This window comes from Dysgonomonas sp. UBA7710 (assembly GCF_002482385.1).
Lineage (GTDB): Bacteria > Bacteroidota > Bacteroidia > Bacteroidales > Dysgonomonadaceae > Dysgonomonas.
Genome location: NZ_DLFW01000040.1, coordinates 64,964 through 84,858, shown reverse-complemented (window position 1 = coordinate 84,858; position 19,895 = coordinate 64,964). Strand labels below are relative to the sequence as shown.

The 19,895-nt window shown below is 38.4% G+C and carries 9 protein-coding genes; 8 read left to right on the top strand and 1 reads right to left on the bottom strand.

What is annotated here, in order from left to right:
* Positions 1 to 452: 452 nt before the first annotated feature.
* The 8 genes from B3317_RS12500 to B3317_RS12465 all read left to right on the top strand — a co-directional run bounded on the left by B3317_RS12500 (position 453) and on the right by B3317_RS12465 (position 15,525).
* Positions 453 to 3,551, top strand: a complete 3,099-nt coding sequence (locus B3317_RS12500; RefSeq protein WP_291112050.1) for a SusC/RagA family TonB-linked outer membrane protein — start codon at positions 453 to 455, stop codon at positions 3,549 to 3,551.
* Positions 3,552 to 3,570: 19 nt separating this feature from the next.
* Positions 3,571 to 5,304 carry a RagB/SusD family nutrient uptake outer membrane protein gene (locus B3317_RS12495; RefSeq protein WP_291112047.1) on the top strand — a complete coding sequence of 578 codons (1,734 nt, stop codon included), beginning with the start codon at positions 3,571 to 3,573 and terminating at the stop codon, positions 5,302 to 5,304.
* Between the two features lie 27 nt (positions 5,305 to 5,331).
* Complete coding sequence (locus B3317_RS12490; protein ID WP_291112044.1) at positions 5,332 to 6,735, top strand: DUF4960 domain-containing protein; 1,404 nt, start codon at positions 5,332 to 5,334, stop codon at positions 6,733 to 6,735.
* Between the two features lie 12 nt (positions 6,736 to 6,747).
* The gene (locus B3317_RS12485; RefSeq protein ID WP_291112041.1) at positions 6,748 to 8,337 is read left to right on the top strand and encodes a glycoside hydrolase family 32 protein; all 1,590 of its coding nucleotides are present in this window, start codon (positions 6,748 to 6,750) and stop codon (positions 8,335 to 8,337) included.
* A 49-nt stretch (positions 8,338 to 8,386) separates the two neighbouring features.
* Positions 8,387 to 10,603: a GH32 C-terminal domain-containing protein gene (locus B3317_RS12480; RefSeq protein WP_291112039.1), complete on the top strand. Its 2,217-nt coding sequence runs from the start codon at positions 8,387 to 8,389 to the stop codon at positions 10,601 to 10,603.
* A 12-nt stretch (positions 10,604 to 10,615) separates the two neighbouring features.
* Positions 10,616 to 11,779: an MFS transporter gene (locus B3317_RS12475; RefSeq protein WP_291112036.1), complete on the top strand. Its 1,164-nt coding sequence runs from the start codon at positions 10,616 to 10,618 to the stop codon at positions 11,777 to 11,779.
* 27 nt (positions 11,780 to 11,806) lie between these two features.
* Complete coding sequence (locus tag B3317_RS12470; protein WP_291112034.1) at positions 11,807 to 12,694, top strand: carbohydrate kinase family protein; 888 nt, start codon at positions 11,807 to 11,809, stop codon at positions 12,692 to 12,694.
* A gap of 86 nt (positions 12,695 to 12,780) precedes the next feature.
* Positions 12,781 to 15,525 carry a hybrid sensor histidine kinase/response regulator transcription factor gene (locus tag B3317_RS12465; protein WP_291112032.1) on the top strand — a complete coding sequence of 915 codons (2,745 nt, stop codon included), beginning with the start codon at positions 12,781 to 12,783 and terminating at the stop codon, positions 15,523 to 15,525.
* Between the two features lie 114 nt (positions 15,526 to 15,639).
* Here B3317_RS12465 and B3317_RS12460 read toward each other — a convergent pair whose 3' ends face one another.
* Positions 15,640 to 19,722, bottom strand: a complete 4,083-nt coding sequence (locus B3317_RS12460; protein ID WP_291112029.1) for a hybrid sensor histidine kinase/response regulator transcription factor — start codon at positions 19,720 to 19,722, stop codon at positions 15,640 to 15,642.
* Positions 19,723 to 19,895: the final 173 nt, after the last annotated feature.

The window sequence follows — 19,895 nt, the reverse complement described above, 5'->3', positions numbered from 1 at the left end:
AAAAAGGAGTTCTTTGAAGTATTAAGTAAAAAGTAAGTTGAAAAGTTGTTATGTTGATTTATCTCTATCCTGCTTTATTTTATGTACTTGTCTGATAATGAGGATTTTTATTATTGTATTCTTTCTGCTACACCATTGCTTTATAATGCAAAGCAACATTTTTGATAGCTTTTGACCATTTTTTTATAGCCCTGATGCTTTAATAAAAAGTTCTTTGTATGCAGATCGATTTGTAATAGTAATAATTAACCAATTTTCTAAATTCATACCATGATGAAAAAAATAAGGAAAATCTTCAAGTTGTTTCTTTTCTCATATTATGGGGCTATCTATACCTGGAATCGGAAGTAGAAGGGATGTTAGAGCCAAAGACAAACATGATCTCCTTAATAGAGGTTGATCAAACATAACTATTTGAAACATTAATATAACAGAATCTAAGAATGGAAGGCATGAAAAAATCACTTCTATGTGCACTCTTCCTTTTAATGTGCACGATTGTTCAGGCGCAAACCCTGACAGTACAAGGAAAAGTGGTTTCCAAAACTGATGGAGAACCAATTATTGGTGCTACAGTACTGGATACTAATAAAAAAACAAATGGAACTACTACCGATCCTGAAGGCAACTTTACACTATCAGTTGAGGATGGGACAGAACTTCTTATTTCTTATGTCGGATTTAAGGCTGTTCAGGTAAAAGCGCAGGCTATATTGAATATTGTTTTGGAAGAAGACCAGGAAATGTTAAAAGAAGTAGTCGTAACGGGATATACCACCCAGCGCAAAGCTGATCTGACCGGTGCTATCTCTGTAGTCAGTATAGATGAAATTGCAAAGCAGAATGAGAACAATCCGATGAAAGCCCTGCAAGGACGTGTCCCGGGAATGAATATTACAGCTGATGGTAATCCGAGCGGTAATACTACCATCCGTATCCGGGGTATAGGAACCTTGAATAACAATGACCCTCTTTACATTATAGATGGTGTGCCTACTAAATCGGGAATGCACGAATTGAATGGTAATGACATCGAGTCCATTCAGGTTTTGAAAGATGGGGCTTCTGCTTCTATCTATGGATCTCGTGCTGCAAATGGCGTTATCATCATTACAACTAAAAAAGGCAGAAACGGTCAGTTGAAAATTAATTTTGATGCCTCTATTGCAGCTTCCATGTATACCAATAAGATGAAAGTATTAAACTCCGAAGGATATGGCCGCGCCATGTGGCAAGCTTACGTAAATGAAGGGCAAGATCCTAATACAAATGCTTTGGGCTATAAATATAATTGGGGATACAATGCAGATGGGTACCCGCAGCTGAACAGTATCAGTATGTCTAAGTATCTTGATTCCGGCAACACAGTTCCGGCGGCAGATACAGACTGGTTTGATGAAACGACCCGTACCGGTTTTATACAGCAATATAATGTATCAGTAAGCAATGGTTCGGAAAAAGGGAGTTCGTTTTTCTCTTTGGGTTATTATAAGAATCTGGGTATCATAAAAGATACTGATTTTGAACGCTTTTCAGCTCGTATGAATACCGAATATAACCTGATCGGTAAAATGTTAACTGTCGGAGAGCATTTCACTTTGAACCGGACTTCGGAAGTACAGGCTCCGGGAGGATTTTTGCAGAATGTATTACAGTTTAACCCTTCTCTCCCTGTTTATGATATCAATGGAGGATATGCAGGCCCTGTAGGCGGTTATCCAGACCGTGAAAATCCGGTTGCAAGATTAGACCGTAACTCAGATAACCGTTATACATACTGGCGCATGTTTGGTGATGCTTATATAAACCTCAATCCGTTTAAGGGATTTAATCTGCGTTCTACATTCGGATTGGATTATGCCCAGAAATCACAACGCATCTTTACCTATCCGATCACTGAAGGGAATGTTGCCAACAACAAGAACGCCGTGGAAGCCAAACAAGAACATTGGACTAAATGGATGTGGAATGCTATTGCCACTTATAATGTAGAAGTAGGCAAACATCGGGGTGATGCGATGGTGGGTACGGAACTTAACCGTGAAGATGATAGTTATTTCTCTGGCTATAAAGAAGATTTCTCCATTTTAAATCCCGATTATATGTGGCCAAATGCCGGTTCGGGTACGGCACAGGCTTACGGTTCGGGAGAAGGTTTCTCTTTGGTTTCATTCTTTGGAAAGTTGAATTATACTTATGATGATAAGTATCTGGCTTCATTAACCTTACGTCATGATGGCTCTTCCCGTTTCGGAAAGAATAACCGATATGCAACTTTCCCTTCTTTTTCGTTGGGATGGCGTATAAGCAGTGAAAACTTTATGAAAGACCTCACTTGGATCGATGATTTGAAAATCCGTGGTTCATGGGGGCAGACAGGCAATCAGGAAATATCCAATATTGCCCGCTATACTATTTATGTTCCTAATTATGGTGTAACAGAATCGGGAGGACAAAGCTATGGTACTTCTTATGATATTGCCGGAACCAACGGAGGAAGTATCTTGCAATCTGGGTTCAAGCGTAACCAAATAGGCAATAATGATATAAAATGGGAAACAACGACCCAAACCAATCTCGGGCTTGACTTTTCGGTTCTTAAACAGAGTTTGTATGGATCATTCGATATGTTCTATAAGAAAACAACAGATATTTTGGTGCAAATGGCAGGTATTGCGGCAATGGGAGAAGGTAGTACCCAATGGATTAATGCCGGTGAAATGAAGAATACCGGCTTTGAATTCAATCTCGGCTATCGCAATAAAACTTCTTTTGGTCTGAAGTACGACTTAAATGCAAATATATCTTCTTATCGGAATGAAATTACAGCATTGCCGGCTACAGTTGCAGCAAATGGAACTTTTGGAGGTAATGGTGTCCAAAGCGTGATTGGGCATGCTAATGGTTCTCAGGTAGGCTATGTAGCCGACGGTATTTTCAAATCTCAGGAAGAAGTCGATAATCATGCAATACAGGAAGGTGCAGGTTTAGGACGTATCCGCTGGCGCGATTTGGACAATAATGGTGTGATTGATGAAAGAGATCAACAATGGATTTATGATCCTACTCCATCGTTTAGCTATGGATTTAATATCTATCTGGAATACAAGAACTTTGATTTTACTATGTTCTGGCAAGGTGTACAAGGTGTAGATGTAATTAGTGATTTGAAGAAAGAAACTGATCTGTGGAGCGGTCTTAATATAGGTTTCTTGAACAAGGGCGACCGTGTACTTGATGCTTGGTCTCCAACTAATCCTAATTCGGATATTCCTGCACTGTCGCGCAGCGATTTAAATAATGAGAAGCGTGTCTCTACTTATTTTGTAGAGAATGGCTCTTTCTTGAAACTACGTAATATACAGCTCGGTTATAATGTCCCTGAAAATTTTGCGAAAAAGTTGAAAATGAGTCGTCTCCGTTTCTACTTTAGTGCACAAAATACATTGACAATCAAAGGCAAGAGTTTTACAGGTGTAGACCCTGAAAATGCAAACTATGGTTATCCTATTCCGATGAATTTGACTTTTGGGGTTAATGTCGGTTTTTAATAAAATAAATCAGTTTCTTATGAAAAAAATAATATATATAGCAATTCTAGGACTTTCACTTATGTATAGCGGTTGTTCCGGTTTTCTGGAGGACCAGGTGCCTCAGGGAACTATCAGTGATGAACAACTTAAGGACCCCGCGTATATTGATAACCTGGTTATATCAGCTTATGCGGTATGGATTACCGCCGAAGATATCAATTCTTCCTTCTCTATGTGGAACTATGATGTACGTTCAGACGATGCCTATAAAGGAGGTAATGGAACGGAAGATGGCGATGTATTTCATGCATTGGATGTTTCGCAGGGAATCATGACTACTGCCTGGAATATCAGCGATATGTGGCAGCGTTTGTACAATTGCATATCACGTGTAAATACAGCCCTGCAATTGCTCGAGCAAGTTGATGGAAACACTTATTCACTGAAACAGCAACGTATTGCCGAAATGCGTTTTTTACGAGGGCATGGCCATTTCTTGCTGAAACGCCTATACAAAAATATCGTGTTTGCTAACGATGCCGGTTTGTCGCCGGAAGAATATAATTTTCTTTCTAATACGGCTTATACAAATGATGAAGGTTGGCAGGTGATTGCTGATGATTTCCAATTTGCTTATGATAACCTTCCTGTCAAACAATCTGATAAGGGACGTCCTACTAAAGCTGCGGCAGCTGCATATCTGGCAAAGACTTATTTATATAAGGCATACCATCAGGACAATGCTAAAAGTCACGAAGTGACAGGCATCAGAACAGAAGATCTGTTGCAGGTAGTAAAATATACAGAAAACAGCATTATGTCGGCAGGAGGTTATGCGTTAGAACCAGACTTCCACAACAATTTCCGTCCCGAACCTCAATACGAAAATGGCCCGGAATCCCTATGGGCAATGCAATATTCAATGAATGATGGTACTAACAATGGTAACTGTAATTGGTCTTATGGTTTGATTGTTCCCAATATTCCGGGAGTAACTGACGGAGGCTGTGACTTTTACAAACCAAGCCAGAACTTGGTAAACGCATTCAGAACAGATAATAATGGTTACCCTTTATTTGATTCATTCAATAATAAGGATTACGATCCTCAATCAGATTATGCAGATCCCCGTTTATTCCTGACTGTAGGTATGCCGGGATTCCCTTACGAGTTCAACAAAAATTATATGATGGATGAGTCTACCACATGGAGTCGTAGTAACGGGCTTTATGGCTACTATGTGACATTGAAACATAACGTTGATCCTGATGGCGATTATTTGATTAAGGGCTCATGGTGGGGTTCGCCTATGAATCGTATCGTGTTGCGCTATGCTGATGTATTACTGATGCGTGCCGAAGCTTTGATCCAGCTAAACGATGGCCGTATAAATGAAGCCATCAGCCTGATAAATCAGGTACGCAGCCGTGCCAAACAGAGTACTGCGATGGTTTCAGATTATGAAACGGAATATGGTGTCCATTTCAATATTCAAACTTATACGGGATCTTATTCACAACAGGAAGCTCTTAATTTATTGAAGTTCGAACGCCGTGTAGAGATGGCTCTCGAATCAGAGCGTTTCTTCGATTTAGTTAGATGGGGAGAAGCGGCTGAAGTGTTGAACAAGTTTTTTGCGCAAGAGGCTAATGACTGTACTATCTATTCCAACGCTTCATTTACAAAGAATAAAAATGAATATCTCCCTATCCCATTTGCTCAAATGAGTGCCAGTAATGGAAAATATACTCAGAACATAGGTGGATGGTAATAGTAATCTTTTTATAATCGCGAATATATGAAAACGATAATAGATAAAATAAGTTTGTTTATTCTGGCAAGTGCAATCGTATTTGTTGCTTCAGGATGTAGTGATGACAATAAATCGGATCTTCAGTTGGATGGAGATACATGGATTTCTTCTTTTACTCTGGATGACAATTATTCGGGAGTAATAGACCGTACTGCGAAAACGATAACAGTAGGAGTTCCCGAAGTATATGATACGGATGCCATGACTGTTACTGCTATCGAATTCTCCGATGGTGCAAAAGCATCTGTAAAGATAGGCGATGTCCTGAATTTCTCTTTTCCTCAGGTTATAAAAATCACCAATAGCGATGTTTTTATGGACTATACTGTGAATATTAAGCATGATGAGGCGAAGATTCTTACATTCAAGTTGAATGATGTATATGCCGGAGTTATCGACCATACAAAACGCAGTATTACAGTACGTGTTCCTGGCTCGGTTGATGTAAAGAATTTAGTTCCGGTAATAACTACTTCTGACGGTGCTGTTGTAACACCGGCATCAGGACTGGCTGCTGATTTTACCGATCCTGTTGATTTTACCGTAACATATAATACAGCATCAGCAGTTTATACCGTAACAGTCATCCCTACGGATGCACCAAGTGCTGTATATGTCGGTTTAGCTGCATCAATCGATTTGCTGAATGCTGAAGAAAAAGAGGCAGCTACCTGGATGCTCAATAATATTGCAAATTCGCAATATATCTCTTTTGAAGATGTACAAGCCGGTAGAGTGGACTTGAGCGAATGTAAGATAATGTGGTGGCATCTGCATATTGATGGAGGAATTGATACAATGACCAAATTTGATGCGGCAGCTCCTGCTGCGGTCAACGCTTTGGTTAAGATGAAAGAATTATATAATAATGGGGTGAACTTATTACTCACCCGCTATGCAACTTTCTATGCTGCAAAAATAGGAGCGACTCTGGATGGCAATAATCCTAACAACTGCTGGGGACAGTCGGAAGAAACGGGGGAAATTACCGGTGGCCCATGGAGTTTCTCGATGAAAGGACATGAAGACCATCCGCTTTATCAGAATCTGGTAATGGTGAACGGTGAAACAAGCAATGTATATACATGCGATACCGGATACAGAATTACGAATAGTACAGCACAATGGCATATAGGTTCTGACTGGGGAGGTTATGCTAATAACGAGACATGGAGACAAAAAACCGGTGGAGTTGATTTAGGTTATGGTGGCGATGGTGCTATCGTAGCATGGGAATACTTACCGGCAGATACCAAGGGAGGCATTGTATGTATCGGTTCGGGGTGTTATGACTGGTATGCTTTTGGAGTAGATGTTTCAGCGGATAAATACCATGGGAATGTAGCCCGGATGACTGAGAACGCAATTAATTATTTAATGAGTAAATAAAAGACATAATCTATGAAAACAATGATATATTCACTTACTTTAGCTGCCTTGCTCACTTCTTTTGTAGGCTGCAGTGACAACAATGATCCGGTGTTGACTCAGAAAGACTGGGACGGAACAGCTACTTATTTTAAATCTACTGATGCGAAAAGTTTTGATACTTATTATAAGCCTTATGCAGGTTATGTAGGAGACCCGATGCCGTTCTATGATCCGGTTGCAAAGGATTTTAAGATAATGTATTTACAAGAATTCCGTCCTAATCAGGCAGGGACTTACCATCCGATTTGGGCATTAAGTACTAAAGATGCAGGTAATTACATTGCTTTAGGTGAACTAATTTCTTGTGGTGGATTGGCTGAACAGGATGCTGCGATTGGCACAGGCAGTACTATTTATAATACTGCGGATAAATTGTACTACACTTTCTATACAGGTAATAAATATAGGCCTACGTCTTCGGAAAATGGTCAGGTTGTAATGGTAGCGACTTCCAGTGACTTCATGAACTGGACTAAAGACCGTAATTTCTATCTGAAAGGTGATCCCGATGGTTATAGCAAGAACGATTTTCGTGACCCGTTTGTATTTGAAGGGGAAGATGGAAAATACCATATGCTGGTATCCACCACTAAAGATGGAAGAGGCGTATTGGCCGAGTACACGTCTACTGATATGAAAGACTGGAATCACGCAGGTGTATTTATGCCTATGCACTGGGATCGTTTTTATGAGTGTCCCGATGTATTTAAAATGGGTGACTGGTGGTATCTCGTTTATTCGGATATGTCCAAATGGTCCCGTAAAGTTCAATATTTTAAAGGGTGCACATTGGATGAGTTGAAGAAATCGTCAGATCCTCTTACCTTTCCTGACAGCAAAGAAGGAGTTTTAGATTCCCGAGCCTTCTATGCCGGAAAAACAGCCTCGGACGGAACAGACCGCTATATCTGGGGATGGTGTCCGACTCGCCCGGGCAATGATAATACGGATGTTGGCGCCGATAATGAACCGGAATGGGCAGGAAATTTAGTTGCCCATAAAATTGTTCAACATCAAGATGGTACAATATCTTTTGGGCTGGTAGAAGGTATTAGCCGGAAATATAATGTCGAATCCGTTGTGAAAGTAATGGAAAAGAGTGAAGGTGTATCTGAAAACAGCGGAAGTTATACTCTGACCGGCAATTCGTATGCGCTTTTCAACCGCTTGAATGCGCATAATAAAATTTCATTTACAGTGAAAACGGCAAGCAATGCAGACAAGTTTGGTTTTTCTTTTGTTCGTGGTACAGATTCAGAAAAATACTATACAATTGTCGTGAATCCGGAAGATAATAACAATAAGAGAAAAATAAACTTTGAAGAGGAAGGTGTGGCAGGGAAAGGTTTCATTGCCGGGATAGACGGTTATCTTTTCGATACTCCCGCTGGTAATGTGTATAATGTGACTATATGTACAGATAATTCGGTTTGTGTAGTATATATCAATGATAATGTTGCCTATACAAATCGTATTTATGGGATACAAAAGAATCTATGGTCTATAAACAGTTATTCAGGAACTGTCGAAGTGAGCAATCTTAAAGTCGGTTATTATTAATTGAACATGAAACTTTATTTGAAATAAAACCTTTCAAAACAGGATATAAATGAATAATAAATTAAAAATATATAGTGGTCTTCTGGCTTTCACCCTTATTGGTTGTGCCACAAAATCAGATATTATTATAGAAGATTTTGAATCCGGCACTTATAATAAGTGGACAGTCGAGGGCGATGCTTTCGGTGCAACACCTGCCACAGGAAATTATGCCGGGCAACAGAATGTAGAAGGCTTTAAAGGGAAGTTCCTGGCTAATAGTTTTAACGGAGGAGATGACTCCCGCGGAACTCTTATCTCACAAGATTTCACTATTGAACGTGATTATATCAACTTTCTGATAGGTGGTGGAATGAATCAGGACACTTATATCGAATTAGTTATAAATAATAAAAGTATTTATAAATCGCGTTCTGTTGTAGAGACCGAAACATTGCAATGGATAACATGGAATGTGAAGGAATATACCGGACAAAAAGCGATCATTCGTATTGTTGATAATCAGCGCGGTGGATGGGGACATATACTGGTAGACCAAATAGAACAAAGTAATACAGAAAAAAGTGTATTCATGATTGACCATAAATTAGTCTTTGATGCCGACAAGAAATATATCCTTGTCCCTATTGACGATGACAGTCCCGAATCTCTTATAACACTTGGAGTCGAGGGTACAACCATAGGTGTACCAATGTACATAAGAGTTGCCCAGACAGAGAAAATAGGTTATTGGGTTCCCATAGATATTGAGAAATATATAGGGAAAAAAGTAACATTGACTTTTGCCCATGCGAAAAAGACAGATAAGCATTTGAATGATATTAAGCAATCTGATTCTTTTAATTTTAATTATGATGAAACATATCGTCCATTATATCATCATACTCCACTGTACGGGTGGATGAACGATCCTAATGGCATGGTTTATTTTGATGGCGAATATCATCTGTTTTTCCAGTATAACCCATATGGATCGAAGTGGGCAAATATGCACTGGGGACATAGTGTGAGCAAAGATCTTAAAAAGTGGGAATACCTGCCGGTTGCTTTAGCTCCCGATTCGCTCGGTTCAATCTTTTCAGGCAGCGCTGTTATTGATAAGGATAATACGGCAGGCTTCGGTAAAGACGCAATGGTAGCTATATATACTTCAGCCGGAAAGTCCCAGACACAATCTATAGCATATAGTACGGATAAGGGGCGTACATTCACCAAATATGGTCATAATCCTGTATTGGCAGATCCTGATATTGCAGATTTCCGCGATCCGAAAGTTTTTTGGCATGATGCTTCGGGGCAGTGGGTAATGTCTTTAGCCACGTCGCAAACGATTACATTTTATGGCTCGAAAAATCTCAAGGAATGGAATAAACTGAGCGAATTTGGAGAAGGTACAGGCTCGCATGCAGGGGTGTGGGAATGCCCTGATCTACTCCCTTTGACATATAATGGACAAACGAAATGGGTATTGTTTGTAAGCATCAACCCCGGAGGACCTAATGGAGGCAGCGCTACCCAGTATTTCATAGGCAGCTTCGATGGTAAAACATTCAGGGCCGATAATCTCAGCTATCCTTTATGGCTCGATTATGGACGGGACAATTACGCAGGAGTAACATGGAATAATGTTCCGGCAAAAGATGGACGTCACTTGTTTATAGGATGGATGAACAATTGGGATTATGCAAATTCTGTTCCTTCGCTAAACTTTTCGAGCGCTAACACATTAGTGCGTGAATTGAAACTGGTACACAACGGTAAGCATTTAGTGGTGGCTAGTCCTCCTATTGCAGAAACGCCAGACTTAAGAAGAAACGGTAAAAAGATTGGAAACAAACAAGTGAACAAGGCATATACCCTTGAGAAATTATTGAAAGACAACCAAGGAGCTTATGAGATTGAATTTTCAGTAAAACCGAAAGGAGTGGATCGTTTTGAGTTTAAATTGGTAAACATAAAAGGAGAAAACATTCGTTTCATATTCGACCTGAAGAAAAATACCCTTTCTGTCGACCGGGCGAAAAGCGGCCTGATTGATTTCTCCAATAATTTTGCTACGGTCCTTATTAATGCACCGCTGGTTGCCAAAGATTATTATAAAATAAGACTGTTTGTTGATAAAGCTTCTACCGAATTATTTGTCAATGACGGAGAGTTGGTGCAAACGAATCTTGTTTTTCCTACCGAGCCGTACAACTCACTGGTATTCGCAACTGATGGGGAAACAATTGATATAGAAGATATGAATATCTATAATTTAAAATAATAATGATCTGAAATGAAACAAAAAAGTATATACGTAAGCCTATTGCCTGTGATGCTGGCTTTCTTCTGTATGGGCTTTGTAGACCTGGTAGGTGCTGCATCTAATTATGTAAAGGCAGACCTGGTGCTGACCGATACCGAAGCGAATATTTTCCCATCGATGGTTTTTTTCTGGTTTTTGCTTTTTTCGGTACCTACCGGAGTATTAATGGGTAAAATAGGCCGGCGTAGAACTGTAATTCTGAGTCTCATTATAACAGCAACATCATTACTTATACCTGTTATCAGTTATTCATACATCTCTATGCTCATATCTTTCTCCTTATTAGGGATTGGTAATACATTGATGCAGGTTTCATTAAATCCATTGCTGTCGAGCATCGTAAAGGGAGATAAACTGGCAAGTTCCCTTACTTTCGGACAATTCATAAAGGCGATTGCTTCTTTTATAGCACCTATCATAATGGCCCGGGCTGCACTTATGTTCGAGAATTGGCGCTTACTATTCCCTTTATTCATGGTAATAGCTGTTATTGCGATCCTTTGGCTCGGATTCACGTCTATATATGAAGAAAAGGAAGATAGTAAGAATGCATCATTTAAGGAGTGTTTTGCCTTGCTGGGTAATAAATTTATATTGCTTTGTTTTCTGGGAATAATGTGCCATGTGGGTATTGATGTAGGTATTAATGTAACAGCTCCTAAGATATTAATGGAACGTTTGGGAATAACTCTTCAGGATGCAACTTACTCGACGAGTGTCTATTTTCTGTTCCGTACAATAGGGTGCTTTAGTGGAGCATTTATATTAGCCCGTTTTTCACCTAAAAAATTCTTTGGGATAAGTGTCATTTGTATGATCTTGTCAATGCTGGTATTTTTTACTTTCGATAATAAGATTGCATTATATATTGCGATAGCTTTGATCGGCTTCGGTAATTCAAACATTTTCCCTATAATCTTCTCTCAAGCCTTACTCCAAAATCCTGATAAGAAAAATGAAGCATCGGGACTTATGATTATGGGACTTTTCGGAGGAACTGTTTTCCCGTTCTTCATGGGGTTGGCTACCGACATGCTGTCATCACAGATAGGGGCGTTGGCTGTAATGAGTATAGGTGTTGTTTACCTGTTGTTTATATCGTTTAAGCTAAAAGGGAGTATAACAGTTGCATAATGTGAAATTGAAAAAATAATAGACAAAATGAAAAATATTGTAGTAGGATTAGGTGAAATCCTTTGGGATGTATTCCCTGAACGTAAAGTTTTGGGAGGAGCACCCGCTAATTTTGCTTATCATGTATCTCAGTTCGGATTCAACGGATATACAGTAAGTGCGATTGGTGAAGACCTTTTGGGAAAAGAAATCTTATCGGGCTTAGAAGATAAAAAATTGAATTACTTGATTGAAACAACCGATTATCCAACTGGAACAGTACAAGTTACGCTTAATAAATCGGGCGTACCGCAATACGAGATTTGTGAAGACGTAGCTTGGGATAATATTCCATTTACGGCCCGTACCGAGAATCTGGCAAAAAATACGCAGACTGTATGTTTTGGCTCCTTAGCCCAACGAAGTGCTGTTTCACGTGAGACTATCCGCAAGTTTCTGGCTGCTATGCCCGAAGACAGTCTGAAGATATTCGATATCAACTTACGCTTAGATTATTACACCAAAGAGATCATAGAAGAATCATTGCAAATGGCTAATATGATGAAGATTAATGATGAAGAGGTTATTAAAATCGCAGCCCTTTTCGATTGGAATGGAGAGGAACAGGATATCTGTAAAAGGCTTCTCGATGAATATAATCTTAATATTCTTATCTTAACAAAAGGAACTGAAGGCAGCTTCGTATTTACTGCTCGCCAGACATCATACCAGCCTACACCAAAAGTCCATGTCGCGGATACTGTTGGTGCCGGAGACTCTTTTACGGCGGCTTTTGTTGCGGCATATTTGCATGGAGAGCGGATCGAGGATGCCCATCAATTAGCAGTAGAGGTTTCTGCCTATGTCTGTTTGCAACATGGAGCAATGCCGAAACTGGCTGATGCTTATTTAGACCTGTTCCACAATAGAGGTTAATCTATTATCATATATTGTTAAAAAAGCACCATTTAAACATAATAGTGCTTTTTGTACTTTTATTACTTTGTTCTAAATTTGATGCCATGAAAATTAAAGTTTTGCTCTGTTTTATCGCTTTATTTCTCTTCTTATCTTGTAAGCAAGACAAAGATACTCGTTATACCATAGGTGTATCGCAGTGTAGCGATGATCTGTGGCGTGAAACGATGAATAATGAGATGCAACGCGAAATCGGATTTCATAAGGATGCAAATATTATCATCCGGAGCGTAAAAGATGATACACAAAAACAGATAGAAGATATCGAATGGTTAATAGAACAAAGTGTGAATCTCCTGATTATATCGCCTAACGAATCGAAAGCTCTGACACCGGTAATACAAAAAGCCTATAAAAGCGGTATCCCTGTTATATTGGTCGATCGAAGAATAGATACAGAGGATTATACAGCTTATGTAGGTGCCGATAATTATCAGATTGGCAAAGAAGTCGGGCTTTATGCTGCAGGTATACTCAATGGAAGAGGAAACATCGTTGAGATGAGAGGATGGAATGGGTCTACTTCCGACGCTGAGCGTCATGCAGGATTTATTGATGGACTAAAGAATTATCCTGAAATACAGATTATTGCCGAGGCTCGTGGAAATTTTCTGAAAGAGGAAGCTAAACTTCAGATGAGCCATATATTGCGCGAGTATGAACATATAGACCTGGTGTTTGCTATGAATGATCCAATGGCTGCAGGTGTATACGAAGCATCCCGGAAGTATACAGGAAAGACTCCATTTATTATAGGGGTTGATGCTCTGTCCGGTGAAGGCGGAGGAATCCAGAATATCCAGAATAATGTTCAGGACGCATCTTTCATTTATCCTACGGGAGGAGATAAAGTTGTTGATCTGGCAATGAAGATATTGAAAAATCAGCCATTTCATAGGGAAAACACATTGTACACTACCGTTATTGATAAAAGCAATGTGCGGGTATTGCAGTTGCAGACCGAACAAATAGCCGAACAGCAGTTGAAGATAGATTCTATAAATTCTTCATTAAACGATAGCTTGGTAAGGTATACCAATCAGAAGACGTTATTTTATATTTCTATTATAGCCATTGTTCTTATTTCCTTCTTTTTACTCATTTCATTTAAAGCTTACCGGGCGAAAAGTAAAGCGAACCGGCTGCTTGCTCATCAAAATGAAGAAATAAAACGTCAGGCAGAAGAACTCAGGGAGCAGAAAGAACAATTGCTGGCTATATCGAAACAATTGGAAGAGGCGACGCATGCCAAATTAGTCTTTTTTACTAATATTTCTCATGAGTTCAAGACACCTTTGTCTCTCATACTGGGACCTGTAGAATCTTTGCTTACCGACGGATATCTGACGAAGGAGCAACATGAACTACTTACCCTGGTTAAGAAAAATAGTAACCGTCTATTGTATCTCATTTCTGAAATTATTGAGTTTAGGAGCTATGAAAATGGCAAAATGAATATGCATTTTTCGGAAGGGAACCTGAAAGAATTTATAGAAGATGTAAATCCATTATTCAGTGAATGGATTAAGCGTAAACGAGTGAACTTCTCTTTTTCGACAGATGGTACTTCATTCGATATGGTTTTTGATAAAGAAAAAGTAGAAAAGATATACTTTAATCTTATATCAAATGCATTGAAGTTTGTAAATATATCAGGAGAAGTTGAGGTCAAGTTAAAAAAGGAGAATCTGGAAAGAGGGGATTTTGCCGAATTATCAGTATTTAATAGTGGATCATATATACCGCCCGAAATATTGAGAAATGTCTTCGATCGTTTTTATAAGGTAGATCAGGGTAGCGAGGGTACAGGTATAGGCCTTTCATTGACTGCTGCGCTTGTAGAGGCACATAAAGGGAAAATAGATGTGTGGAGTGACGAAAGTGCGGGGACTACATTTTGTGTCCTGTTGCCTCTTGTTCTGGACAATCCGGCGATGTACGATTCATATGTTTCAGGATATACAGAATCCAGACTCGAGTCAGAGACAGATGAGATTGGGCCGGAGCTACAATTAACAGCCTCTGAAGATGAGGATAAGCCTGTGGTGCTGGTCGTCGAGGATAATTACGATATGTGTAAATTCATTCAGCATATACTCAACAAAGAATATAATGTCATAACGGCAGATAACGGAGTAGACGGGCTTAGCAAGGCAAAGAAGTTCATTCCTGATATTATTATCAGTGATGTAATGATGCCCGGAAAAGATGGATTTGAGCTATGTAGTTTGTTGAAAGAGAATGTATCGACCAACCACATACCTATTATCTTGTTGACTGCCTGTTCCCTCGATGAGCAAAAATTAATAGGCTTTGAAAGTGGTGCGGATGCTTATATCCCCAAGCCGTTCAATGCACACCTGCTGAAAATACGGGTGTGTAAATTGATAGAGAACCGTCAGAAAATAAAGGAGGCTTTTGGTAACAACCTGATAAATGACACAAAAAAAGAATCGTTGGGAGAGATGGAGCAAAACTTTATCAATGACTTTCAGGCTTATGTTGAAGAATATATTTCCAATTCGGAATTAAATGTGGACGAACTGGCTGATCATCTCAAGTTATCTCGTTCGCAACTCTATCGAAAGATAAAATCTTTAACAAACTATTCTCCTAACGAGTTGATCAGGATAGTAAGGCTTAAATACGCAAAACAATTGCTGAACAGCAAAGTTAAATCGATATCCGAAGTGGCATATGAAGCCGGATTCTCTTCTCCATCCTATTTCGCTAAATGTTTTAAAGATATTTATGGTGAAAGCCCTACCGAATATCTTGAACAACTGTAATAGATTAGTTTAAGATTTAGAGATTTGAACTTCGTAGAATAATTAGAGCCTACGGTAAATATACAGATTATCTCATCTATATACTTATTAATGCATATAGATGTGAACAATAATTTATAAAGGGGCGTCTGTAGATTTTCCTGCATTCTTACGGACTTCTTCCCTGTATTTTTTAGGTGTTGTTTCAAACTTCTGAAAAAATATCTTGAAAAAGTTTCCTCTATTTACGAAGCCTGTTTTATCCATAATTTCATCAACAGATAAATTTGTACTGATCAACAACCTTTTTACCACATCCAGTTTATATTCCTTAATTATATCGACTGTTTTTTTGGGAGTAATATCTTTTAGTCTCCGATAAAACTGGCGGGTGCTATATCCTAAGGAAGAACTGATAGTCTCTACAGAAAGATCCGGATTTGCAATATTCGTTTCTATTATTTCATAGACTTTTTCCATGAATCTTCGGTCTTCCTCATGCGTAAGTTTCCCTTCACTTACTTCAAAAGAGCTTAAAGCCGAAGAGAAATACTGCTGTAAATCTTCTTTTCTTTTAATTAACCGTTCGACCACTTTTTCCAGATACTTTACATTGAATGGCTTGGTGATATACACTTCAGCTCCCGAATCAATCCCTCTGATCTGGTCTTCCTCGGTATTTTTAGCCGACAAAAGAATTAAAGGAATATGGTTTTGGAGTTTATCCGCCTTTATTGAGGCTGTTAGTGACAATCCGTCGATATCAGGCATCATTATATCCGAAATTATAAGATCGGGAAGGCTCTTTTTCAGGCAAGGTATTACTTCCTTCGCATCGTTTATAGGTATTACATTGTACTGTTCTATAAAAATCTCCGTTACAAACCACAGCATAGACGGATCATCGTCTACAATCATTATTGTTTTCTTTTCTTTATCATATCCGGGCAGTATGTAATCATCCGGTATGGGTGAATTTTCCGGATTAACAGGCAGGGTTTCTTCTATAAGGCTCAGCTCTGTACTGTCGTAAACCGGTGAGTCGTCAGTAACTTCCACAACAGGAAGAGTTACAGTAAATACGGTCACTTCATTAGGAGTGCTGGATACATTTATCTCACCTTCAAGTAATTTTACCATATTATGGCAAATCGCCAGCCCCAAACCATTTCTTGGAGACACTTTATTCTTATTCAGTCCTTCAAAATTGTCAAGAATTGTATAGCGGTCAAAAATCTTGGCTATATCTTCTTTCTTAATACCTTTTCCTGTATTTGAGACTGCAATATTAAGTTTTCCCCCTTTGACAAATAGCTCAAAACCTATTTTCCCATTATCGGATGTATATTTAAAAGCATTTGAAATAAGGTTGGTTACAACCTTGGATAAGCAACCCGGATCGGTGTTCCACAAAACATTTTCTTCAATGCTGACTTCATATTCGAAGCCTTTAGCTTCAGCTAGTTCTGTAAACGAATCTGTTATATTACGGGTTAACTCCGATACGGAAAGATTCCTTATTTCAAGGGTCTTATTACCTGTTTCCAATCGTCTGAATTCGATGAGCTCGGAAATCAGGCCATTTAGTTTTTCGGCATTGTGCTGAATAAGGGTTGCATATTTGTTTATATAATTATCTGTATTTTTATATGAAAGTATCTTTTCGCACGGGCCGTATATCAGTGTCAGAGGAGTACATAGTTCGTGCGTAATATTAGTAAAGAAGCGAAGTTTGGATTCATAAATTTCTTCCCGTTGCTGACGGTTCAGCCTTTCTATAATGTTATCCTTTTTCATCTTATACCATTTGATAGAGAACCGTATGATAATGAACAGGATGAAAAGGGAGAGGATGGCATATACCAGATAAGCCATGTTGGTGAGATACCAGGGAGGGAGTATATCTATAAATAAAGATTGTACAGGGCTTTCCTTTCCGGTTATATTATTCCTGTACTTCACCAACAAAGTATACTTACCCGGAGAAATATTCGTAAATGCTGCTGTATTGGAAGTGCCGTTATCAATCCAGTCCGTACTCAATTCGTCCAGTTTATAGAAGTAAGTATAATCGTTGCCATGTATATAGTCCACAGCAGTAAAAGATACAGAAAAGAAATTTTGCCTGTAATTTAGTTTCAGCGTTTTATCCTCATTGTTTATTTCTAAAAAGTCGAATATATTATTCTCTTTACCGAATATGGATAAACCATTGAACTGTATAGGCGGACTATAATCCTCTTTTGCTAGTTCATTGGCGATAATTGTTATAAATCCATTAATGCCGCCAAAAAATAAGACACCTGTGTTTTCGTGCTTAAAGTAAGCGCCATCACTGAATTCAGTCACTTCCAGTTCGTTATGTTGCCGGTATGTCTGAAATGTATTTTGTGCTATATTAAATTTGATAAGCCCCTGATTTGTGCTTAGCCATAGGTTGTTATAATAATCCTGGAGGATACCATGAATAGCGTTATTAGGAAATCCGTTCTCTTTATCAAAAGTTTGTTTTTTTCCGTCATCATACATCCGCGCTAGTCCGTAACTTGTTCCAAACCAATAGCCGTCTTTGTTTTTCAGAATTGAAAAAATATCATTTAACGTCTGATTTCTATCGTTTTGGTCAAAGGTGAAAGTTTCAATATCTTCAGTATAATTATTAATCCTGTAAGCGCCGTATCCTCTGTTTCCAAACCAGATAACAGAATCGTTTTCTTTATATGTCGTAAAAAAGTAGTTTGAAGAAAATTTGCCCTCATCAAACAAAAACAATTTTTCATTACTTATTACGGGATTGTCATTGTCTCCGCCCAAACGCGCTTTTACAATACCTTCACCTACTGTGGCTATCCAAAGTGTGGAGTCGTTAAATTCGCATATCGAATGAACATATTGTACAGGCTTTCCGTCTATGGAGACATCTATATTCTTGATTTTTTTATCCTTATATGAATAATAATTTATTCCTTTTTCGCTTCCTATCCATAAGATATTTTTTTTACTGGGAACTATTGTATAAACCGAATTATCTTTCAGTTGACTATTAATTGTCTGAAATTGAGCCGATGTAGCCTGGCTGCTTGTTGCAATATCATAACCGCCAAGAGAAAGGATACCGTCCCCTTTTGTTCCAATCCATAATGTATTCTTATCATCGAGAAAGAATGTTCTTATGGGATTGTTTATATTATGAGGAAGATCCCGGAACAATGTCGCCTTTATTGTATACGAATCGGTATAATACATATATACTCCCTGCCCATCGGTCCCGACCCACACAATATCCTGATATTTATCTTTCATCAGGCAAAAAATACCCGATTTTATATCTACTTCATATATAGAGAAACGCTTTTTTTGTTCTGGCATATGTTGCAGTATAATCAAGCCGCTATTCTTAAACCCGATGAAATAGTTATCCTTATATTTGATGATAGATGATATATCTCCATATTTGACCACCTCGGCAGATATGTCATGTATATAGTATTTATTCTTCGAAATAGGATCAAATTCATATAGTGCATAGGTGTCATCTACAAAATAGAAGATACCATCCTCATAAAAACACCAGATAATATTTTCTTTATTGGTAAAATAATTCTTTTTGGTCAGGGTTAGTTCCTTATTCTCATCCAAATGAACGCCATAACTGAAATATTTACCGTTTTTCATGAAAATCCATAAGGTATTTCCTTTATCAATAACAATTTGCAGAATATCATCGAATACCAGATTCTCTATGTATATGTTATGGAATTTATTTTCTTTTGCGACATAATAGTAAAGGTAATTATCGTTCTTTACAACAAAAATATCGTTTGCCGTATTTTTGATAACCCAGTTTTTACCCTTAAATTCCTTAAAGGTACGGACTGTCTTGAGCTGCTTGTCCAAACGGTCTAATCCATAATTTGTCTGTATCCACAGCGTATTGTCCTCTGCCTCAAGAATACTTTCAATTATATTTCCGGACAGGATATTCTCCTCATTCGAGGGCATAAAGACCTGGAACCTTAAACCATCAAACATATTTAATCCTTCACAAGAACCAAACCACATGAGGCCTTCTTTATCCTGATACATTGATAATATCGCGCTATTGGAAAGCCCGTTTTTACTTGAATATTGCCGGAGGCTATAAGCACATATAGAGTTGGATAAAATTATTGAGATTGTAAATAACACAAGCCTGTTTAGTTGTGAGCTGTATTTCATGGTGTTGGCTTTTTTAGAGTTATTCCACAATTAAACGTAAGAGTGGAATATTGAATAGTGAGATAACAAAGTGCTACAAATATAGTACTTTTTAGATATTGTTTGATATAAAAAAGATATATAGAAATTGTCTCCAAATGCTTTAACATTGAGGAAAGTACGAATTTAAGACT